This is a genomic window from Maribacter sp. UBA3344 (assembly GCF_002362375.1).
In the GTDB taxonomy this organism is placed as follows: domain Bacteria; phylum Bacteroidota; class Bacteroidia; order Flavobacteriales; family Flavobacteriaceae; genus Maribacter; species Maribacter dokdonensis.
On record NZ_DERI01000010.1, the window covers coordinates 127068 to 150188 of the forward strand.

At 37.4% G+C, this 23121-nt stretch carries 18 protein-coding genes and 1 pseudogene; 15 read left to right on the forward strand and 4 right to left on the reverse strand.

Annotation, left to right across the window (positions count from 1 at the left end):
• Nucleotides 1-51 precede the first annotated feature (51 nt).
• Nucleotides 52-855, forward strand: coding sequence for a tryptophan-rich sensory protein (locus tag B2Z27_RS07505; protein WP_286813204.1), 804 nt, complete (start codon nt 52-54; stop codon nt 853-855).
• On the opposite strand, the gene B2Z27_RS07510 is transcribed toward B2Z27_RS07505, so the two are convergent.
• Complete coding sequence (locus B2Z27_RS07510; RefSeq protein ID WP_286813205.1) at nt 852-2201, reverse strand: dihydrolipoyl dehydrogenase family protein; 1350 nt, start codon at nt 2199-2201, stop codon at nt 852-854. The two genes, B2Z27_RS07505 and B2Z27_RS07510, sit on opposite strands and share 4 nt — an antisense overlap.
• A 124-nt stretch (nt 2202-2325) precedes the next feature.
• Here B2Z27_RS07510 and mfd point away from each other — a divergent pair, with 124 nt between their 5' ends.
• From mfd to B2Z27_RS07545, 7 genes are all read left to right on the forward strand, one after another.
• Entirely contained in the window at nt 2326-5694 is a 3369-nt protein-coding gene (gene mfd / locus B2Z27_RS07515; RefSeq protein ID WP_286813206.1) for a transcription-repair coupling factor, read from the forward strand.
• 1 nt (nt 5695) lies between these two features.
• Complete coding sequence (locus B2Z27_RS07520) at nt 5696-6022, forward strand: TerB family tellurite resistance protein (RefSeq protein ID WP_286813207.1); 327 nt, start codon at nt 5696-5698, stop codon at nt 6020-6022.
• A 94-nt stretch (nt 6023-6116) separates the two neighbouring features.
• A complete protein-coding gene (gene yiaK / locus B2Z27_RS07525) occupies nt 6117-7130 on the forward strand; it encodes a 3-dehydro-L-gulonate 2-dehydrogenase (protein ID WP_286813208.1) in 1014 nt (337 codons plus the stop codon).
• Nucleotides 7131-7192: 62 nt separating this feature from the next.
• Nucleotides 7193-8467 carry a serine hydrolase domain-containing protein gene (locus tag B2Z27_RS07530; protein ID WP_286813209.1) on the forward strand — a complete coding sequence of 425 codons (1275 nt, stop codon included), beginning with the start codon at nt 7193-7195 and terminating at the stop codon, nt 8465-8467.
• 97 nt (nt 8468-8564) lie between these two features.
• The gene (locus B2Z27_RS07535) at nt 8565-8894 is read left to right on the forward strand and encodes a hypothetical protein (RefSeq protein ID WP_074671463.1); all 330 of its coding nucleotides are present in this window, start codon (nt 8565-8567) and stop codon (nt 8892-8894) included.
• An 8-nt stretch (nt 8895-8902) separates the two neighbouring features.
• Nucleotides 8903-9235 (forward strand): TerB family tellurite resistance protein, encoded by a 333-nt coding sequence (locus B2Z27_RS07540; protein ID WP_157490860.1) that lies wholly within the window; start codon nt 8903-8905, stop codon nt 9233-9235.
• A 165-nt stretch (nt 9236-9400) separates the two neighbouring features.
• Entirely contained in the window at nt 9401-10720 is a 1320-nt protein-coding gene (locus B2Z27_RS07545) for a TlpA family protein disulfide reductase (protein WP_286813210.1), read from the forward strand.
• Here B2Z27_RS07545 and B2Z27_RS07550 read toward each other — a convergent pair.
• Together B2Z27_RS07550 and B2Z27_RS07555 are read right to left on the reverse strand one after the other, a co-directional pair.
• Complete coding sequence (locus tag B2Z27_RS07550) at nt 10717-11376, reverse strand: hypothetical protein (RefSeq protein WP_058104143.1); 660 nt, start codon at nt 11374-11376, stop codon at nt 10717-10719. The two genes, B2Z27_RS07545 and B2Z27_RS07550, sit on opposite strands and share 4 nt — an antisense overlap.
• Nucleotides 11377-11464: 88 nt before the next feature.
• Nucleotides 11465-11824: a YraN family protein gene (locus tag B2Z27_RS07555; RefSeq protein WP_286813211.1), complete on the reverse strand. Its 360-nt coding sequence runs from the start codon at nt 11822-11824 to the stop codon at nt 11465-11467.
• A gap of 187 nt (nt 11825-12011) precedes the next feature.
• Here B2Z27_RS07555 and B2Z27_RS07560 point away from each other — a divergent pair, with 187 nt between their 5' ends.
• Together B2Z27_RS07560 and B2Z27_RS07565 are read left to right on the forward strand one after the other, a co-directional pair.
• On the forward strand, nt 12012-13505 hold the full coding sequence (locus tag B2Z27_RS07560; protein ID WP_286813212.1) for a DUF1800 domain-containing protein: 1494 nt from the start codon (nt 12012-12014) through the stop codon (nt 13503-13505).
• Between the two features lie 11 nt (nt 13506-13516).
• A complete protein-coding gene (locus tag B2Z27_RS07565) occupies nt 13517-15220 on the forward strand; it encodes a DUF1501 domain-containing protein (RefSeq protein ID WP_058104146.1) in 1704 nt (567 codons plus the stop codon).
• A 54-nt stretch (nt 15221-15274) separates the two neighbouring features.
• Here B2Z27_RS07565 and B2Z27_RS07570 read toward each other — a convergent pair whose 3' ends face one another.
• Nucleotides 15275-15454: a hypothetical protein gene (locus B2Z27_RS07570; RefSeq protein ID WP_074671451.1), complete on the reverse strand. Its 180-nt coding sequence runs from the start codon at nt 15452-15454 to the stop codon at nt 15275-15277.
• Nucleotides 15455-15664: 210 nt separating this feature from the next.
• On the opposite strand from B2Z27_RS07570, the gene metG reads away from it, so the two are divergent.
• From metG to B2Z27_RS07595, 5 genes and pseudogenes are all read left to right on the forward strand, one after another.
• Entirely contained in the window at nt 15665-17752 is a 2088-nt protein-coding gene (gene metG, locus B2Z27_RS07575) for a methionine--tRNA ligase (protein ID WP_091607392.1), read from the forward strand.
• 127 nt (nt 17753-17879) lie between these two features.
• Nucleotides 17880-20003 carry a Tex family protein gene (locus B2Z27_RS07580; protein ID WP_286813213.1) on the forward strand — a complete coding sequence of 708 codons (2124 nt, stop codon included), beginning with the start codon at nt 17880-17882 and terminating at the stop codon, nt 20001-20003.
• Nucleotides 20004-20010: 7 nt separating this feature from the next.
• Complete coding sequence (locus B2Z27_RS07585) at nt 20011-20913, forward strand: histone deacetylase family protein (protein WP_286813214.1); 903 nt, start codon at nt 20011-20013, stop codon at nt 20911-20913.
• A gap of 79 nt (nt 20914-20992) precedes the next feature.
• Nucleotides 20993-21826 carry a phosphatase PAP2 family protein gene (locus B2Z27_RS07590; RefSeq protein WP_286813215.1) on the forward strand — a complete coding sequence of 278 codons (834 nt, stop codon included), beginning with the start codon at nt 20993-20995 and terminating at the stop codon, nt 21824-21826.
• A 107-nt stretch (nt 21827-21933) separates the two neighbouring features.
• Nucleotides 21934-23121 (forward strand): annotated as a pseudogene (locus tag B2Z27_RS07595) (hypothetical protein); the annotation flags it as partial.

The window sequence follows — 23121 nt, forward strand, 5'->3', positions numbered from 1 at the left end:
AATACGCTAAAGGGCATACCTTTATAGAATATCTATGATATTTTTATAGGGATGAAAAAAAAGTTATCCATACTTAATTTGGTATCTGTCGTTTTGGTAATTGCCGTGAATTATATTTCACAAGCCTTTTCACTTAACGACACCACTATAGGTGAAATGAGTAGGCGTTATGACAACTTATTTACCCCAGCCGGATATGCTTTTGCCATATGGGGCATTATATTTCTAGGCTTATTAGGCTATGGTATTTTTCAAGTAAAGAGAGCCTTCTACAGTAACAAGAAAAGCAATTTTATAGAACAGACCGGGTATTGGTTCTTTATAGCCAATATACTGAACTGTTGCTGGGTGTTTGCCTTCATCTACAATTATACAGGATTTTCAGTACTCATCATGCTAGGGATATTATTATCGTTGATAAAAATTATTCTTAATACAAATATGGAACGTTGGGATGCCCCGATTTCCACAATAGTTTTTGTTTGGTGGCCTATATGTTTTTATAGTGGATGGATTTCTGTAGCCACCATAGCCAACATTGCGGCATATTTAAGTAAACTAGATTGGAACGGGGGCATACTTTCTGAACAAGCCTGGACGATCAATATGATTGTAGCGGCTACGATCATTAATCTATTGATGATTTGGAAAAGAAACATGCGAGAGTTTGCCTTGGTTGGTGTTTGGGCATTATTTGCCATTTTTATAAGACACAACGGGTCCAATATGTACATTGCCTATGCAGCTATTACAGGAGTTATCATACTTTTTGTTGCAATTACGATCCATGCCATGAAAAATCATGAGACCAACCCATTTAAAAAACTGAAAGAAAGATTGAGGGAAAAGAATTAAACCATACTCTTAATATCATTTACCCACGAAGGATACGTAAAAATAGTCGACTTAATATCCCTATCTGTCAATTTATTATTTATAGCCATGGTAAAAATGTTTATGGTCTCACCAGCATTAGGACCAATTAAGTGAGCCCCAACAATCTCTCTTGTTCTTTCGTTTAAAATTACCTTGTAGGCATACAACGGTGCATTTATGCGCTTGGCATTGAACCAAACTGTAGACACTTCATAATTAACAATGATATTTTTATATCTAGTACGGGCTTCTTCTTCAGAATAACCTACGGTAGCCAAATTTGGTAAGGTAAAAACTACAGAAGGTACTACAGGTACTTCCAATTCTTTTTTATTTCCATTGATAATATTCTCTGCAACTACATAACCTTGTCTTCCAGAAAGAGGGGTCAAAGGCAAATTTTTGTCAGACACATCTCCGCAGGCATAAACATTGACATTGCTCTTACTTTGCAAAAAGTCATCGGTGACTACTCCGCTATCTGTAAAATCAACATTACCCTTATCCAAATCTAGCTCAGCCAATGCCGGTACACGACCTGCAGTATTAAAAACCATATGGGCTTCAATAGTTTTTATACCACCTTTAACCTCATAGCTTAAAATATGTTTCTTTCGTTTCTTTTTAAGTGAAGTTGGTTTCGCCTCAAAAATGAAAGTAATACCTAAAGATTCAGAATACTTTTTCAGTGCCTTCACCAAGTCCGGATCAAATGCATGTAATGGTCGTTTACCCGTATCTACAACAGTGACCTTTGCTCCTGCGCGTGCGGCCATGTGGGCAAACTCCATCCCAATGTAACCACCACCGACAAAAACAATATGCTCTGGCAATTTTTTAAGGTTCAGAAAATCATCACTATTCTTAAAATGTTTTGAGCCCTTAATTTCTATTTTTCTAGGTACTTGACCTGTAGCAATTACAATTTTTTGGGCACTTATTTTTTTACCCTCCACCAGTAACGTTCGCTCATCAATAAACTTTGGAGATTGGTGAAAGAGATGAATGCCTTTCTCTTTTAAAACCCGCTCTGTAGCAACAGGCACGTTAACGGTGAAATTACGTTTATACTTTTGCAACTTGCCCCAGTTAATCCTAGGTGTTTTGGCAACGCCTTTCCCCTTCAAATTTTTACTAAGTTCATAAGCCTCCATTGCCCCCAATAATATTTTTTTGGGATCACAACCTCTGTTTGCACAGGTACCTCCAAACTCACGGTTATCGGCTACAGCAACTTTCAAACCAGCCTCTACGCATGATTTTGCCACAGTTTGCCCGGCGATACCACTTCCTATTACAAAAACATCAAATGCAATCTCTTCCATAAACCTTACTTTATTAGCTTCACCACAATTTCCAACTTTTTAAGGGTAATGCGTAGCCCATATGTGATAATAATGAGTGGTATCCATTAATTAGGTATACGTATATTTGCAAAAATTTAAACTGTTGAGTCATTCTTCTATCCAACAACGGTATGCCCAGTCTCCCCAAATAGGGAAACTGCAAAACGCTATTGCCGAATCTGAACAATCAGGAACAAAAAATATTGAACTGAAAGGTCTTGTAGGGTCATCGTTATCCTTTGTACTTTCTAGTATTTTCGAATCTGAAGACCGACCGTTTTTGGCGATATTCAATGATAAGGAAGAGGCGGCCTACTACCTTAACGATCTAGAACGGCTAATTGGTGAAGACCATGTGCTATTCTACCCGGGCAGCTATAGAAGACCTTACCAAATTGAAGAGACAGACAATGCCAATGTGCTTTTACGGGCAGAGGTATTGAACAGAATAAATTCCAGAAAAAAACCTGCGGTAATTGTCACCTACCCAGATGCGCTGTTCGAAAAAGTGGTCACCAGAAAAGAATTGGACAAGAATACCCTAAAAATGAAGTTAGGGGATACGCTTTCTTTAGACTTTTTAAATGAAATACTTTTTGAGTATAAGTTTAAACGCGTAGATTTCATAACTGAACCTGGAGAGTTTTCAGTTAGGGGCGGTATTGTAGATGTCTATTCGTTTTCTAACGATGAACCTTATAGAATTGAATTTTTTGGAGATGAAATAGACAGCATACGTACTTTCGATGTTGAATCGCAGCTTTCAAAAGAGAAGATAAAATCAATTACCATAGTGCCAAATATGGCAGATAAGTTTTTGGTTGAAAAACGCCAAAGCTTTTTAACCTATGTTGCCTCTAAAACATTGGTATTTGCTAAAAACACCGATTTATTATATGACAGATTAGATGATTTCTTCGGCAAAGCAAAGGAAGCATTCACAAAACTCTCAAAAGATATAAAACATGCCGAGCCCGAAGAACTTTTTATGGGAGGCAATGAATTTAGGGAGCAACTTTCCGGTTTTACGGTTTTAAGTCAAGATGCTCATAAAGATGCGCCCAATCTTGTTGAATTTCACTCAAAACCTCAACCATCTTTCAACAAAAAGTTCGATTTATTAATCGAAAATTTAAATGGCTATAAAGACAAAGAATACACCAATTTTATATTCTGTGCCAGTGAACAACAGGCAAAACGTTTTCATGACATTTTTGAAGAAGTAAACCAACAAGTTCATTACCAAACCATTGTTTCGCCCCTTTTTCAAGGCTTTATAGATGACGACCAAAAACTGGTTTGCTATACTGACCATCAAATATTTGAACGTTACCATAAATTCCACTTAAAGAACGGTTATGCCAAAAAACAGGCCATAACGTTAAAAGAGCTGAACAAGCTTGAAATTGGTGATTATGTAACCCATATTGACCACGGAATTGGAAAATTCGGCGGATTACAAAAAATAGATGTTGAAGGTAAAAAGCAAGAAGCCATTAAATTAATGTACGGCGAACGAGATATTTTATACGTAAGCATACATTCTTTACATAAAATATCCAAGTTCAACGGTAAGGATGGTGCTCCGCCAAAAATTTACAAACTTGGTTCTGGTGCGTGGAAAAAAATAAAGGATAAGACAAAATCCAGGGTCAAGAAAATTGCCTTCAACCTTATTAAGGTCTATGCAAAAAGAAGATTGGAAAAAGGGTTCCAATATAATCCAGACAGTTATTTACAGAATGAACTAGAAGCTTCGTTCATCTACGAAGACACGCCCGATCAAAGTTCAGCTACCGAAGACGTAAAGCGCGATATGGAAAGTGAACGCCCTATGGACCGTTTAATATGTGGCGATGTAGGTTTCGGTAAAACCGAAGTAGCCATTAGGGCCGCGTTCAAAGCAGTGGATAATGGCAAGCAAGTTGCTGTTTTGGTACCAACTACTATTTTGGCTTTTCAACATCATAGAACTTTTTCCGAACGTTTAAAAGATATGCCGGTAACCGTAGATTATTTAAATAGGTTTAGAACGGCAAAAGAGAAAAAAGAGACCATTCAACGTTTAGGTGAGGGCAAAGTAGATATTATTATTGGTACGCATCAACTGGTCAACAAAAATGTCCAATTCAAAGATTTAGGACTTTTAATTGTAGATGAAGAACAAAAATTTGGGGTTGCCGTAAAAGACAAATTAAAATCAATTAAAGAAAATGTAGATGTTTTAACGTTGACGGCTACGCCAATACCAAGAACACTTCAGTTTAGTTTAATGGCAGCCAGAGATTTATCTACCATAACCACAGCACCACCAAATAGATACCCCATTGAAAGTCAGGTAATCCGTTTTAACGAAGAAACTATTAGGGATGCGGTAAGCTATGAGATTGAAAGAGGTGGACAAGTCTTCTTTATTCACAACCGTATTGAAAACATAAAAGAAGTGGCCGGAATGATCCAGAGATTAGTGCCGGACGCAAAAGTAGGTATTGGCCACGGTCAAATGGACGGCAAAAAACTAGAGGCGCTAATGCTGGGCTTCATGAATAGTGAGTTTGATGTTCTGGTATCGACAACAATAATTGAAAGTGGTTTAGATGTTACCAATGCCAACACAATTTTCATTAATAATGCCAACAATTTTGGGTTAAGCGACTTGCACCAAATGCGCGGTAGAGTTGGTCGTGGTAATAAAAAGGCGTTCTGTTATTTTATTACACCGCCTTATGAAGTAATGACTACAGATGCCCGCAAACGAATTGAGGCTTTAGAACAATTTACAGAACTGGGCAGTGGTTTTAACATTGCCATGAAAGATTTGGAGATTAGAGGCGCGGGAGACCTATTGGGTGGTGAGCAAAGCGGATTTATCAATGAAATTGGTTTTGAAACCTATCAAAAAATTCTTGCCGAAGCTATAGAGGAATTAAAAGAAAATGAATTTAAAGACCTTTATGATGAAGTTGAAGGCAAGCAAGAAAAGATATTTGTAAAAGAAACACAGATAGATTCTGATTTTGAATTACTTTTCCCGGATGACTACATCAATAATATAACAGAAAGACTAACGTTATATACAGAACTGAATCAAGTAAAGGATGAGGAAGCCCTTCAAAAATTTGAAGCACAGCTTGTAGACCGTTTTGGCGAATTGCCCGATGAAGCTCAAGATTTACTGAATTCAGTACGTATAAAATGGATTGCTAACAGCATTGGTTTAGAGAAAATTGTAATGAAACAAGGTAAAATGATCGGTTATTTTATAAGTGACCAACAATCGGCCTTTTATCAAACTTCAACATTTACCAAAGTATTACAATATGTACAATCACATGCTCAGCAATGCAAGATCAAAGAAAAACAGACCCGTAATGGTCTAAGACTTTTATTGGTTTTTGATAGTATAAGATCAATTGACAGAGCTTATTTAGCATTAAGACCCTTTGAAAGTAAAGAAAAAACAACAGTATAAAATGGAATTTGACATCTCAGAAAAATTGGCGATCGTCCATCTTATAGACTCTGTAATCATTGCAGACGGTAAAGTACATGAAGGTGAAATTAATGCCCTTAGCAAATTAATGCCCATTATTGATTTTGATAGTAATTTCTTAATTCAGGCACGCACCATAGACATTGATCAAAGTGTACTTATTCTAAAGGAAATGACTGAAGATAAAAAAAGTAAACTGGTAGAAATCTTAGAAGAGGTCGCTATTTCAGATGGCTATGTGCATGAAAAGGAAAGTGATGTAATACGTCATGTATTTTCAGAGATAGGCGTTTCTAAAAAAGCTTAATCATATCCTGTTACAATAATTGTGTTGACTCTATATTAATTTATTATCCGTAGCAACTTATGTATCTTAACGGTAGAATTTAAAATAAACCGTTTTGAACCACACCATAGTTTCTTCACAAGAAATGCAAACTGTATTGGCGACTTTGTTCACCAAATACAATTTTCCAAAAGAACAGGCAAAAACATTGGCCCGTATACATACCGAAAGCACAATTGATGGCATATATTCCCATGGTATCAATAGAATACCCGTATTTATAGATTACGTAAAAAAGGGGTTAATTAATATAGACACCACAGCAAGTAAAGTTACTGCTATGGGAAGTATAGAAAGATGGGATGGCAACCGAGCATCTGGCGTACTCAACGCCATAAAATGTACGAACAGGGCTGTTGATATGGCTAAAACGTACGGCATGGGCTTAGTTGCCCTTAGAAATACCAATCATTGGATGCGCGGTGGCACTTATGCCTGGCAAGCAGCTGAAAAAGGATGCATCTCTATACTTTTTACAAACACTATACCTAATATGCCAGCTTGGGGCGGAAAAGAAAATAGGATTGGCAATAACCCATTAGTCATTGGTATTCCACGTAAAAATGGACATGTAGTTTTAGACATGGCACTATCACAATATTCTTTCGGGAAAATGCAAAGTTTAGCTTTAAACGACCAAGATTTACCCTTTGACGGTGGATGGGATAATGACGGAAATTTAAGTAAAGACCCAAAAACCATTATTGATTCTGGTAAGGCATTACCCGTTGGCTATTGGAAAGGATCTGCACTATCAATGATTTTAGATATGTTGGCCACTTTATTGTCAGCAGGAAACTCAACGTATAAAATAGGCTTAGAAAAAGATGAAACCGCGTTATCACAAGTATTTCTATGCATAGACCCATCAACCTTTAAGGATACAGAAATTCAAGAAAAACTACTAAACGAAATTATTGGTTTTACCCATGACAGCAGTCCAATCTCAAAGGGAGACAGAACCTACTACCCTGGGGAAAGAACTTTAAAACAAAGGTCAAAATCCATTAAAGAAGGAATGCAGGTCAACACGGTAATATGGAAAAAAATTCATGAGCTTATTGCGTAAACAATTAATTGTCAAGTGTATAATTTTATACCTTTAACTGTTTCACCACCAATGTACTGTTCATGAAAAAAGTTCTACTCCCACTTCTCGCCTTATTGATTATTTGCTCTTGTAAAGAAGAACCTAAGGGCAAAGCACCTGAGAAAGTTATAATCCATAACAAAATAATTACCACTACTGCAAAAGCAAGAATAGACTCGGTACTCAACGCTTTCGTACAATCTGGAAATATTGCCGGTGCTTCTGCACTCATTTTTGAAAATGGAGAAGAGGTATATTATAATGCTTTTGGTTATGCCGATATCGCCTTAGAAAAACCAATGCAAAGAAATACTATAGTTCAAATATACTCCATGACCAAGCCAATTACGGGTACGGCTCTAATGACTTTATTTGAGCAGGGAAAATTCAAACTAGATGACCCTTTATCAAAGTACATTCCCGAGTTTGAAAATATGACCGTGTATGCTGGTGTAGATGAAAATGGCAAAATGAAAACCGAACCACTAAAGAGAGAAATTTCCATTAGAGATCTAACCAGGCATACCGCTGGTTTTCCCAACAGGGACGACATTCCTGGCCTAAGCAAGTTATTTCGTAAGGCAGATGCTATGAATAGAGAAAACACACTTACTCAAATGGCGGAAAAAATGGCAAAAGTACCTTTATGGTTTCAGCCAGGTGCACAATGGGAATATGGTCCCAGTGTAGATGTACAAGCTTTATTGGTAGAAAGAATTTCAGGAATCCCCTACAGTGAATACGTACAACAACATGTATTATCTCCTTTAAAAATGGATGAAACCAGATATTTCGTACCTAAAAAAGATAGAGATAGATTCTCAAAATTATATATTAGAAAAGGTGAAGGTGAGTTAGTTAAAGATACTACAACCTATAGTAATTATACGGCACATTGGCCACTTACACGTGGTGGCTCTGGACTGACTTCAACCTTAGATGATTATATGCGTTTTGCACAAATGCTAGTCCATCAAGGAAGTTTAGATAGCGTACAGGTATTACAACCAGAAACGGTAAAACTTATGGCTACCAACCACTTGCCTGATAGTGTTAACAAACGTTCTTGGTTGCCCAGCAAAGGTCAGGTTGGTTTTGGCATTGACTTTGCCGTTAGGGTGGCACCACCAAAAACGCCAGAAGAAAATAACGGTGTGGTTGGCGAATTTTATTGGGACGGTGCGGCATCCACCTTATTTTGGGTAGACCCCGTAAATCAATTAACGGCTGTATTGTTCGTACAACTTTTTCCTTATGACCAGATAGGGTTACATAAGCAATTTAGAGATGCAGTATATGGTCCTTACTCCTTTTAAGTTAATATAGCCTCCATAATATTAGTGAATAACTAGTAGTTAAAGTCAATAAGATATCCTCTTGTTTTTCTTATCTTTCAGCTCCAAAAAAAAGTACATGGAGTTTGAAGATTTTGTAAAAGCGGCCTTTGTAAAAATGATTTATGAGGTTATAGAGGCAGATGGTAAAATTCACCCCGCGGAATTAGAAACCTTAAACAAACTAAAGAACATTATCGGTTTTGATAATAAATTTTTAGAACGTGCAAAGAAATTGGATTACGACAATGCCTTAATAACCCTTTATAATTTGCCCCATGATCAAAAGAAAGCTTTGGCCCAAATTTTAGATGAGGTTGCTATATCAGACGGTGCAATTCATAAAAAAGAAATGGATCTAATCATAGAAACATTTATAAATATAGGCTTAGGCGAAGAAACGGAATAACTAAAAGTATGATGAATTACACAAAGGAAGAAAAGCTAGCTGTGGTAAAAATGGTTGACTATGTTATTTTAGCCGATAGCAAGGTTGCTCCTGCAGAAATGCAATTTCTTACCCAACTAATGGATCGCTTTACTTTTGACAGTTTCTTTATAGGTCAAGCCCGTAATTTAAATAAAGATTTAGCCTATAAGATTTTAAGTGCAATGTCCCTGCCCAAAAAAAAGGCTCTTGCCCAACTCTTAGATGAAGTTGCATTATCAGATGGCTTTGTACATGAAAAAGAAATACTGAAAATTTCAGAGGCTCTTGGCCACATGGAAATTGAAAAAGAATTATCATAACCTTTTCAAAATTAAAGCTTTCAATTGCGGGTCTATTAGTACTTTTATACCGTGAATATTAAAATCTTCACTTCGTCAATGACCAAAACAATACCTTTCAAATCAACATCTTTATTTACAGGTGCTAGCAAGGTAATTGGTATATTAATTGTTTTTTAATTCAGCATGAGAGTATTTTTACGTTTTTGCATCTTTTTTATTACCATAAGTATACAAGCGCAAGGTTCTATAAGCGGCAATTTTTCCCCGGCAAAAGATTTTAAATGGCTCATTGCCTATGAGCTCACCCCCAATGGTGAACGTTACACTAAAGACACCGCTGTTAAAGAGGGTGCATTTACTTTAGAAATGCCCGTGACCGCACAGGCAGGCATGTACAGACTAGTTTATGCAGTACCACAAGATGAGTTTTACATTGATATCATCTATGATAAAAAAGAAGAGGTAAAATTCAATTTTGACCTTCAAGATGGGCTGACTATAACCAACTCAATAGAAAATAAATGGTACAATGAATATTTTTCAAAAATAACAACTGCACAAGACCGTTTATTGGAATATTATGAGCTAGGCAAAGATTCAAAAAAAGAATACATGGCCATTCTTAAAGAGTTACAAACACTTCAAGATACATACGAGGAGAACCATGCCAATACAATTGCTCATAAATTCATAAAGGCCAACCGTAGTTATTTGCCCACCGAATATGAGAATCTAGAAACCTTCCTGAAAAATAAAAAACAGCATCATTTTGATCATTTAACTATCAATGATCCTATACTACAGGGCTCTAATTTTTTGACCGATAAATTTGCCAGTTACGTTTTCTCAGCATTACCGGTGAATATTACCACCAAAGAACAATTAATTACAGAAGTCATTAAAAATGTAAATGTTACCGCTTCTAAGATTGCGAATACATCTACAGGTTTTCAAGTAAGATCATTTCACCAATTATGGAATATTGCGGATGCCAACGGTATGGCAGAAGTTCAAGATTACATTTTTAAAAATTTTTTGAAAAAAGCAGCAATAGCTAACAATGACCAAAAACTTGTAGATGATCTAGAAATGGCTTCACGGTTAAGAATTGGTGCAATATCCCCCAACATAACCTGGGAAATCAATGGTAAGAAGAAATCACTTTCAACCATTGACCCAGCAGAAAACTACTTACTTATTTTTTGGAGCAGCACATGTTCTCACTGTCTAAAAGAACTACCTACACTTCATAAAGAACTTAAAGAATATGAAGATTTAAAGGTAATAGCCGTTGGTTTAGAGGACGATGCCATTAATTGGAAAAAAGTATCTGCCACATTACCTGCATTTAACCACGCCATTGCTTTAGGCAAATGGGAAAGTGATTATGCCAAAACCTTTGGTATTCAAAGTACACCAACCTATTTTATCTTGGATAGCGAAAAACGATTTTTGGCTAAACCCGAATCTGATAAAGAGGTGGTTGAATTTCTAGAAAATTAAAGAGATTTTAAATCCTTAATAGTTTTGAATGCCATATCTACTTGTTCGTCATTAACAAGAATAGTGAACTCATTGGTTGTAGAAATTACTTCATAAAGTACAATGCCTTCCCAAGCTAAACGCTGAAAAATAAAATAATAAATTCCGGGTACAGAAACATTTTCAGCAGGTAATTTTACCGTTATGGAAGAAAGTTCCTCTGCTTTTTGTGTACATTTTTCATCCTTAAAAAGCTTTTCAACCGTTTTGTCCATCACATTGCTAATAACAATGTTTATTTCGTTAACACCACGGCTAGAAGTATAGAACACATCTTGGTTATCGTTGATCTCTTCAAGAAGCTTAGCTTGGTGCACCAATATTTTGTCCGATGCCAAAAAAGTATAATCGGTCAAAGAAGACCTTACGGTAATCTCACCAATATTCTTTAATACTTTAAGAATTTTGTGGGTTGCTCTAAATTCCAGGTCATCGGACAAGCGTTTTAGTGCCATTACAATTGCACCATTACGAATATCCTTACCTAATTCATGCTCAATTTCTGGTTTTACTATTCTAGATAGCGATGTAAGATTGATGATTCCCTGAGCAAGAGCACTTTGCAAAAATGGTTTTTTCTTGATGTACTCTTCAACGACTGACGATATTGTTTTCATTTTTATAACTGGTTGTTGTGCAAATATAACAACTTGTTATAAATAAAACAAAATGTTTTTATATAAATCTACTAATTAAGTAGATTATTCAAAAATGAAAGAATGCAGATTCTATATGTTCAAGTTGAAATTGTTTGGTATTTTTAAGGATGGTAATAATATCAAATCGAACCTCAACATCCATATTATTCTCGTTAACATAATGGTCAGCTGCCATGACCAATAGTTTTATTTTTTTCGGTGTAACCGTTTCAGCAATATTCTCTAGAAAATCTGAGCTTCTTGATCGGACTTCAACAATGGCCAGCACATCATCCTTTCTAGCGATAATGTCTATTTCCGCCTTTAAGTACCTATAATTTTTGTAGCAAATGACATACCCATTCTTTATAAGGAAGTCTACCGCTAATTGTTCTCCTTCCTTTCCAAATTCGTTATGTTTTCCCATGTAGTAGTGCTCAAATTGTGCAATTCATCGAAAATATAGGAATTTCGACGCCATTATAAGGATAATTCTCGTTATTTGATTTCAGATTATCGAAAATAGATAGTTTTAAATACTATACCAAATTTCGAAACGTTTAGCATAGAAGCCCCAACTCTACGAACGTAATACAAATGCCTATTTTAAGACTATGGAATATTTCATTAATTGTAATACTTCTACTCTTGCTCCGTATACAGCTAATTTAGACCAGCTTAGAGCATCTCATTTATATAGACGATTAGGGTTTAGCGCCTCTGTCGCCACTATAGACCAAGCTACGGGACAAAATGCCGGCACCTTGGTTGATCAGTTGGTTGATGAAGCGTTGAATATGCCCACGATAACTGCTCCTACCTGGGCAACATGGACCAATGCCAATTATCCTGAAGATGATGATGCCAGTAATCAATTAAAGAGAGAACAGAAGAACGAGTTTCAGCTAGCATATGCCAATAGCTTGTTGAACAATAATTTAAGAGATAGGTTAAGCTTTTTTTGGAGTAACCATTTTGTTACGGAATTAGAGGTGTATAACTGCAACTCCTATTTATATGAATATATAGAATGTTTACAAAGAAACTCAATAGGTAATTTTAGAACCTTTACCAGAGAAATAGGGCTTACAAATGCCATGTTGTATTATCTAGATGGTGTATATAACAACGGTAACAACCCCAATGAGAATTATGCAAGGGAGTTGTATGAGCTCTTTACTTTAGGTGAGGGCAACGCTTATACGGAAGAAGATATTATTGAAACTGCCAAGGCTTTGAGCGGTTATGTAGAACGTGGTGAAATTGGTTGTTCTCCAGTAGCCTTTGATGCTACCAAGCACGATGCCGGTAGTAAAACCATTTTGGGCCAAACAGGTAATTGGGGCTATGATGATGTCATCAATATTCTTTTTGAGCAAAGGGCTCCTGAAATAGCCGAATTTATTTGTAGAAAACTATACGAATTCTTTGTTCACCCAGACTCTAGGGATGATGCCAATAACGCACAAGTTATAATCGATGGCATGGCAGCTACCTTTGTTTCCAATGATTTTGAACTAGCACCGGTTCTAAGACTTTTATTCAAGAGTCAACATTTTTTTGACGATGAAGCTATTGGGGTTATTATAAAGAGCCCTGTAGATTTCTATTTTAACACACTCAACGAATCTGGTTTTGCCTATACCGATACCAATGTAGCCGAAATGGTAAATTATAGCGCATTGCTAAGTCAAGAGATATTTGAACCATTTGATGTTGCCGGTTGGCAAAGAGACCGATCTTGGATCAACACTAATTTTATGATCGGGAGATGGCTTACCATAGAGAGTATTTTAGAGAATTTCTACATGGCCGATAATGAACAATTTAGGTCTTTTGGTTTAGAAATATCCGGTAATGCAGGCTTAACCAGTTCTAACCCAGATGAAGTTGCAAGGCTAATAATCGATTTTATTCTCTCCAAAGGACTTTTAAATGAAGATGAATATGCCAAAGCGTTTACAATTTTCAGGAGTGATGTTGAAGATGTGTATTATGAAGGTGGCAACCAAGAATCTTGGACCTTGGCCACTTGGCCACAAGCACCTTTTCAAGTATATCTACTTTTTCAATATTTAGCGAGACAACCTGAGTTTCAATTAAAATAACACCTACATCTATGTGCAATACACACCATACCCCATTTAAAGGCCTACATCACGAAGGTCATGATGAAGAACATAAAACATGGAGCAGACGCTCTTTTTTACAAGCAATGGGCATTGCGGGATCAGGCTCAATGATGTTAGGTTCCAACATGCTTTCAGCTTCTGCCCCATCTGCATTGTCTGCAGCAATTTCGGGCGCGGAAACAGATAATATACTAATACTTATTCGCTTATCTGGCGGTAATGACGGGCTAAGCACCGTTATTCCTATTGAACAATATGATAGTTACGCAAATGCAAGACCCAACATATATATACCAGAAAGTAAAGTACTTAAATTGACCGATGAATTTGGTGTTCCTTCCTATATGAATTCCATTGCCCCAATGTGGGATCAAGGTCAGTTTAAAGCTGTTCATGGTGTAGGATATGAAGGTCAAAGTTTATCACACTTTACAGGTTCAGATATTTTTGCCAATACAGACATAGAAACTACGGGTTTTAGTGGACTAAATACTGGTTGGATGGGTAGGCACTTTGAAAGTATTTACCCAGATTATTTAGTAAATCCGCCAGCAGCACCTGCTGCCATTCAAATTGGACAATTCGGTAGTTTGGTCTTTCAAGGAGACGAAACCAATTATGCCTTTGTCACCTCAAATGTGGACCAATTAGAAGAAATAGCCGAATCTGGTGTAGTTTATGGTCTAGAAGATACTTTGTTCAACAATTGTATGTACGGTGATCAATTAAAGTTCTTAAGAGGTGTTGCCAATACAACCTATGAATATTCAGGCATTATTCACGACGCTTACACACGTGGACAAAACCAAGTTGAATATCAAGATAATAGTTTTGCCCGCCAACTGGCTCTTATAGCAAGATTGATCAAAGGTAATTTGGGTACTAAGGTTTATATGATTTCTATGGGAGGATTTGATACCCATGGCAATCAACCACAGGCACATGCACGTTTAATGACCAACTTATCTGTAGCCGTAAATAACTTCTATGAAGATATTGCATTTACTCAACAAGATGATAAAGTATTAAGCATGACTTTTTCTGAATTTGGTAGACGTATTTTCGAGAATGGTTCTAATGGTACCGATCACGGTAAGGCCACACCAACATTGTTCTTTGGATCAGGCTTAAACGGTAGTGCTTTTGTAGGTGACCATCCCACTTTAGATGACCCGGACGGAAGAGGTAATTTAGAATATACAATGGATTTTAGAGATCTGTACGCCACGGTATTAGCAGAGTGGCTATGCGTTGACATTCCATTGGTAGAGGCACATTTATTGAATTACAAACCCTATGTTCCGGTAGATTTAGGTTTTAGTTGTAGTGGAGAACCATTTCCAGATATAGCTTACAGTGATGGTGAAGTAACGCCACCGGTACCGCCAGGGGAAGAGGCCGAAACACCTATAACTCCAGATTTATTGAACGCTGTGGTACATAAACCATTCTACCCTACGGATCAAACACCACATATCTACCTAGAAATGCCCTTTTCTGCACACGTAGATATTCAACTTTATAATATTTTAGGACAGAAAGTAGGCACCGTTTTCAACGAAATGATGTTAGAAGGTTCTACAGAAATAAATATACGAGAGCGCATGCCCGAACAGTTATCTACAGGTAAATACATCTATAGAATCAATGTACAGAATCAAAAGATGAGTAAATCTGTTATGGTAGCCTAGTTTGTTTCCCACAAATGAAAAAGCCCTATTTGCAACATGTAAATAGGGCTTTTTTTATGTAAGTTTAGAATTGTTCATCTTAGATTCAAATCTTAATTCTTTAATAACCCTATGGTTTTTGTTCTTGTGAACCAAAGCCACATTCTTAATGTTTTTCTCAACGCTCTTTCCTTCTATATCTAACTTTTCTAAACTTTTATCTAGCTTTAGTTTTTTTGAATCACCAACTGCCATAGCTTATATATTTTAGTTAAAAAATAAGTTTTTTCTTACAATAGAACTTTTTTTTATTCGTTTTAGTATATTTATCAGTAACCTCCCTAATATTTACTTCACTTACCAATCCTATATTGACCATAGTTTCATTAGGACGATAATTTCAATTGCTCGGATATTAGTAATTCTCCCAGCAAATTCAGTATTTTTGTGGCTTAATTTATTTTGATGTCCGATATTAAATCACCCTCTAGATATACGATTACTGCAGCACTACCTTACACAAATGGTCCAATTCATATTGGTCATTTGGCCGGTGTTTATGTGCCTGCAGATATTTACGCCCGTTACTTAAGATCAATAGGTAAAGATGTCGCCTTTGTTTGTGGTAGCGATGAACATGGTGTTGCCATTTCAATGAAAGCTAAAAAAGAAGGCGTTACCCCAAAAGATATTATTGACAAATACCACGCAATAATTAAGCAATCGTTTATGGATTTTGGTATTACATTCGATAATTATTCTAGAACCTCTGCTCCCGTTCATCACAAAACAGCATCGGATTTCTTTACGACACTCTACAAGAAAGGAGACTTCATAGAGGAAACTACAGCCCAATTATATGATGAGGAAGCCCAGCAATTTTTAGCTGATCGTTTTGTAATAGGTACGTGTCCAAAGTGTGGAAATGAAGAGGCATACGGTGATCAGTGTGAAAATTGTGGGTCAAGTTTAAATGCGACGGATTTAATAAATCCGAAGTCGACCATTACCGGAACAGTACCTACCACCAAAGAAACAAAACACTGGTTCTTACCATTGGACAGATATGAGGATTTTCTTAAAGATTGGATATTAAAAGGGCATAAGGACGATTGGAAACCAAATGTTTACGGTCAATGTAAATCTTGGATCGATGGTGGCTTAGAGCCAAGAGCTGTCACCAGGGATTTAGACTGGGGTATACCGGTACCTGTTGAAGGCGGAGAAGGAAAAGTATTATACGTATGGTTTGATGCCCCGATCGGATATATTTCATCTACCAAAGAATGGGCTGCTCGTGAAGGAAAAGACTGGGAACCGTATTGGAAAGATAAAGACACTAAATTGGTGCACTTTATAGGTAAGGATAATATTGTTTTTCACTGTATTATTTTCCCATCCATGCTAAAGGCAGAAGGAAGCTATATTTTACCGGAAAACGTTCCTGCAAACGAGTTCTTGAACTTAGAAGGAAACAAGCTTTCTACATCTAAAAATTGGGCGGTTTGGTTACATGAATATTTAGTGGATTTTCCAGAAATGCAAGATTCGCTACGTTATACACTTACAGCAAACGCACCGGAAACAAAGGATAATGATTTTACTTGGAAAGATTTTCAAGCACGTAACAACAATGAATTAGTTGCCATTTTAGGTAATTTCATTAACAGGGTAGTTGTACTGACCAACAAATATTATGATGGCAAAATACCAGCTACAGGTAGTTTAACCAACGTTGATGCAGAAACACTTGAGCAATTATCAAAATACCCTGAAATCATTTCAACTTCTATTGAGCGCTACCGTTTTAGAGAAGCTGGTCAGGAATTAATGAACCTTGCCCGTTTGGGGAATAAATATTTAGCCGATGAAGAACCATGGAAGGTCATTAAGGTAGATGAAGAACGCGTAAAAACAATTATGAACGTAGCTTTACAAATAGCTGCAGGTTTAGCTGTTTTAAGTGAGCCATTTTTACCATTTACATCTAATAAATTGAAGAATATTTTAAATCTATCTTCTTCGGGGACTGAGCGTAGCCAAAGTCTTAACTGGAACGATGTTTCTAATAAAGAAGCATTATTGAAACCTGAGCATCAAATAAATAAAGGAGAATTACTTTTCAGAAAAATTGAGGATGCTGAAATACAAACTCAGTTAGATAAGTTAGAAGCGACCAAAAAAGCGAACGAGAACGAAAACAAACAAGTAATGCCACAAAAAGATACGATTACCTTTGATGATTTTTCTAAATTGGATATGCGTGTAGGTACCATTATCGAAGCTGAGAAAATGGCGAAGGCCAAAAAGCTTTTAGTACTTAAGGTTGATACCGGATTAGATGTCAGAACCATAGTTTCCGGTATTGCAGAAAGCTTTAAACCAGAAGAAATTGTTGGTAAAAAGGTAACGGTGTTAGTCAACCTAGCACCAAGAGCATTGCGTGGTGTTGATAGCGAAGGTATGATTTTGATGACAGAAAATGCCGATGGAAAATTGGTATTTGTAAATCCTGACGAGGATGGAGTTGGTAATGGATTGACCATTAATTAAACCAAACAGAATATATCATTAAAAGCTTTGGTTAATCACCAAAGCTTTTTGTTTTTAGATAAATAGGTCTACACCTTGATTTCAATACCTAATAATGGGTATTTTTAAAAGTTCTAAACGATTTTACATGCAATTACTGCCCTTTATACTTAAACACACCCAACTGCCCGAAAAAGGAATACAGAATACCATTGAGCTTTTAAATGCCGATTGCACCATACCTTTTATATCAAGATACCGTAAAGAAAAAACCGGCAATTTAGATGAAGTACAAGTGGGAGCCATTGTTCAATTCAAGGAACAATTTGAAGCGCTTGAAAAACGTAAAAAAGCAATTATAAAGGCAGTTGATGAGCAAGGCGTACTTACAACAGAACTACAACAAAAATTTGAGCGCGCAGAAGATCTTACCCAATTAGAAGATCTTTATTTGCCTTTCAAAAAAAGCAAAAAAACAAAAGCCGAAGTTGCACGTAAAAACGGACTAGAGCCTTTGGCAAAAATCATTATGGCGCAACGTAATGATGATATTGAGTTTACGGCATCTAAATACCTTAGCAATACTGTTGAAAATGAAGATGATGCTTTAGAAGGTGCACGCCATATTATTTCTGAATGGATCAATGAAAGAACTGATATTAGAGCGTCTATCAGATCTCAATTAGCAAGATTTGCTATTATTAACACCAAAGTGATCGGCACAAAAAAAGATGATGAAAAGGCACAGAAATTCCGAGATTATTTTGATTGGAGCGAGCCTTTGAACAAATGTCCGTCACACAGATTATTAGCCATACTTCGTGCAGAATCTGAAAAATTCATTCGGGTTAAAATTGAATTGGATGATGAACGATTATTAGACCGAATAGAAAACAGAATTATAAAAACAAATAATGCCTGTGCCCAACAAATTGAAATGGCTTTGGCAGATGCCTATAAGAGATTATTGTTTCCTTCTTTATCCAACGAACTTTTAAAAGCGGCAAAGGAAAAAGCAGACGATGATGCCATTGCTGTATTTTCCAATAATCTGAGACAATTATTATTGGGCGCTCCTTTGGGAGAAAAACGTATACTTGCCATTGATCCTGGTTTTAGAACGGGCTGCAAAGTGGTTTGTTTAGATGCCCAAGGCAATCTGCTACACAATGAAACCATATACCCACATGCACCACAAAACGATGTTGGCGGAGCTATCAAAAAATTAAGCTCATTGGCAAATGCGTATAAAATTGAAGCTATTGCCATTGGCAACGGCACAGCGTCAAGAGAAACGGAACAAGTTGTAAAGAAAGTACTATTCAACAATCCCGTTGAAGTTTTTGTAGTGAGCGAAGCTGGTGCCTCCATCTATTCCGCATCTAAAATTGCGCGAGAAGAGTTTCCCAATTATGATGTTACCGTACGTGGCGCCGTTTCTATTGGCAGGCGTTTGGCTGATCCACTTGCGGAACTGGTAAAAATAGACCCTAAATCTATTGGTGTAGGGCAATACCAACATGATGTAGACCAAAACAAGCTAAAAACTTCGTTAGATACGGTAGTTGAAAGTTGTGTAAACTCCGTCGGCGTAAATATCAATACTGCCAGTGTTTCACTATTAAGTTATGTATCTGGTATTGGTCCTAAATTAGCGGAGAATATTGTAAGCCAAAGAAAGGAAAAAGGAGCTTTTAAAAGCCGAAAAGATATTATGGATGTTCCTCGTTTAGGCGGCAAAGCGTTTGAACAAGGGGCGGCATTTCTACGTATTAAAGATGCTGAAAATCCGCTTGACGATTCTGCCGTTCACCCAGAGAGTTACGGTATCGTAAAACAAATGGCAAAAGATAAAGGAACCGAAATTCTTTCCTTGATTGGCAACAAAACGCTCCTTAAAGACATAGACCTACAAAAATATTGCACCGCCGAAGTTGGACTACCCACCTTGGAGGATATTCGTTCAGAACTTGAAAAGCCTGGACTGGACCGCAGGGAAAAGGCAAAAGTGTTCACCTTTGACCAAACTATTAAATCGATCACCGATCTACACAGTGGGCAATTACTACCAGGTATTGTCAACAACATTACCAACTTTGGGTGTTTTGTGGATATAGGTATAAAAGAAAGCGGATTGATCCATGTTTCAAATCTTTCGGACAGCTTCGTTAAAGATGTTAACGAGCATGTTCATTTACACCAACAAATTATTGTAAAGGTATTAGATGTTGATGTTTCAAGAAAACGAATTCAATTGAAGCTTCACAAATAGAAATGTAATGCTAAAAATAGCCTATCATCCTATTTACAAACATCCATTGCCAGAAGGGCACCGGTTTCCAATGCTAAAATATGAACTGCTACCACAGCAACTTATTCATGAAGGCACATGTACCGTGGCTAATTTCTTTGAGCCAGAAATACCAAATGACAAGCATATTGTAGCGGTACACGATCCTGAGTATTTCTATGATTTATTGAACATTATGATTTCGCCAAAAATGGCACGGAAAATAGGTTTTCCGCTATCGGAAGAACTGGTGGAACGAGAACGTATTATTGCCGATGGTACCATAAAAGGTTGTGAATATGCATTGAAAAATGGCATTGCCATGAATATTGCCGGTGGCACCCACCATGCTTATAGCGACCATGGTGAAGCCTTTTGCATGCTGAACGACCAGGCTATTGGCGCAAGGTATTTACTGAATAAAGGGCTGGCGAAAAAAATTCTCATTGTTGATCTGGATGTGCACCAAGGCAACGGAACGGCAGAAATATTTCAAAATGATGAATCGGTTTTTACGTTCTCCATGCATGGAGCCGGTAACTACCCGTTCAAAAAAGAAGAATCTGACCTTGATATTGCCCTACCTAAAGGAACCAACGACGAGACCTATCTTTCTATTTTAAAGAAAGAATTACCTCAACTAATTGAAAATATACAACCAGATTTTATCTTTTATCTATGTGGCGTAGACATTCTTGAAAGTGACAAGTTAGGAACTTTAGGTTTGACTTTGGAAGGATGCAAAAAACGGGACGAGTTTGTTCTAAGCACCTGCCATAGACTAAAAATACCTGTGCAATGCAGCATGGGTGGTGGTTATTCTCCAGATATCAAGATTATTGTAAATGCCCATGCAAATACATTTAGAATAGCACAGCGTCTATATTTTTAATGCCTTTTCAATAGTAATAGGATCAAACATTGTTCTAATTTCACTATATTCTAAACGACCAACCCATTAAATTTGCACCATGAAAAAATTATTGATCCTTTTAGGCTTTATTTTATGTATTTCATTAAGTGCACAAGAAACCAGTAAAGATTCTGTTGAAACAAGATGGAATATGTTCAAGTATGATATTGCCACCATGTTTCAAGGTGTGGGATATTCTTATACAAGACCTCTACATTGGGAAGGAAATCAATGGGCTCAATTTGGTGCGGTCGTTGGCGGTACAGCTTTGGTATATTTAGCAGATGATGATACCTCTAGGTTTATTAGAAATAACAGGGAAGGAGTACCCCAAGTAATTCGTGATTATGGAGAATTTTATGGTAGCCCGTCAAACAACTACATGGCAACTTCTGGTGTTTATGCTGTGGGATTAATAACCAAGAACGAAAAACTAAGAAGAACCGGTGTGCTACTGATATCCTCAGCCACCTCTGCCGGATTATTACAGCAGGTCTTAAAATCGGTCGTGGGCAGAGCAAGACCGCTCGCCGATCTAGGCAAGGATACTTTTGATCCATTTAACTCCAGCAGAAATTTCCATTCTTTTCCATCTGGACATGCACTACTTGCATTTACGAATGCATATGCCATAGGTAAGCAATTTAAGAGTCCATGGGTAAAAGCAGGAATTTACACCCTTGGAGCAATACCTGGTATTTCACGTGTTTGGGACGGTCAACATTGGTTGAGCGATATGGTCTTTGCTTTTGTCATAAGTATTGCAACAGTAGAATCCATAGACAGATATTTGGACAAAAAATATGACCAAAAGTACAACGACCAAAAGAAGTTGGTCAGTTGGAACTTAAATTTTGGTCCAGGCACTATGGGTGTGACCGTTAATTTTTAAATTCCTACAACAGATTAATACATTTATATAGGTGTTTTCCTACATTTTACAACATTTTATTACATAAGACCTTAATATTAATGTTCTTAGCGAAATAAACAAACGCTATGCATTTAAGTCTTACCTACAAATTATTGTTGTTTTTTTTAATATCTAGTTTCGCCTCTGCACAGGTCAAAATAGGGGACGAAGTGAATTCCATAGATAATTCCTCTCTCTTAGAACTTGAAAGCAACACAAAAGTACTTGTCTTAACAAGAGTTACAAATTCACAAATGTTGAATATAAGTCCCCTTAACGGTGCACTTGTATATAATATTGACAATAGATGTATTTATACATACAATGGCACTCAGTGGATAAGTTTATGTGAAGAATCAACAAACAATATTTCAATAATAGATAATGAGGATGGATCGTTTACATTAACTGCAAATGATGGTTCAACGTTCACATCTCCCAATGCTGCCAGCCTTAAAGGGGAAAAAGGAGACATTGGCGCAGAAGGTTTACCAGGACAGAATGGCGCCGACGGACTTAGCGCATACCAAATTGCAGTGAACAACGGGTTTTCGGGAACGGAATCGGAATGGCTTACCAGTATTGAAGGTACAGATGGTGCTGACGGAAATGATGGTGCAGCAGGTGCAGCAGGTGCAGACGGTGAAGATGGACTTAGCGCATATCAATTAGCAGTGAACAATGGATTCTCCGGAACGGAATCGGAATGGCTTACCAGTCTTGAAGGAAGTGACGGAAATGATGGTGCTACAGGCGCAACTGGAGCGGCAGGCGCCGACGGACTTAGTGCATACCAGATCGCGGTGAACAACGGATTCTCGGGAACGGAATCGGAATGGCTTACCAACCTTGAAGGAACTGACGGAACAGACGGAACTGACGGAAACGACGGTGCTACAGGCGCAACCGGAGCAACCGGAGCAACCGGAGCAACGGGCGCCGACGGACTTAGCGCATACCAGATTGCAGTGAACAACGGGTTCTCCGGAACGGAATCGGAATGGCTTACCAGCCTTGAAGGTACAGATGGAACGAATGGAAACGACGGAGCTACAGGTGCAACCGGAGCAGCGGGTGCAGACGGTGAAGATGGACTTAGCGCATACCAAATTGCAGTGAATAACGGGTTTTCCGGAACGGAATCGGAATGGCTTACCAGTCTCGAAGGTACAGACGGAAACGACGGAGCTACAGGTGCAACTGGAGCAGCGGGTGCTAACGGTGAAGATGGACTTAGTGCTTACCAGATCGCAGTGAACAACGGGTTCTCCGGA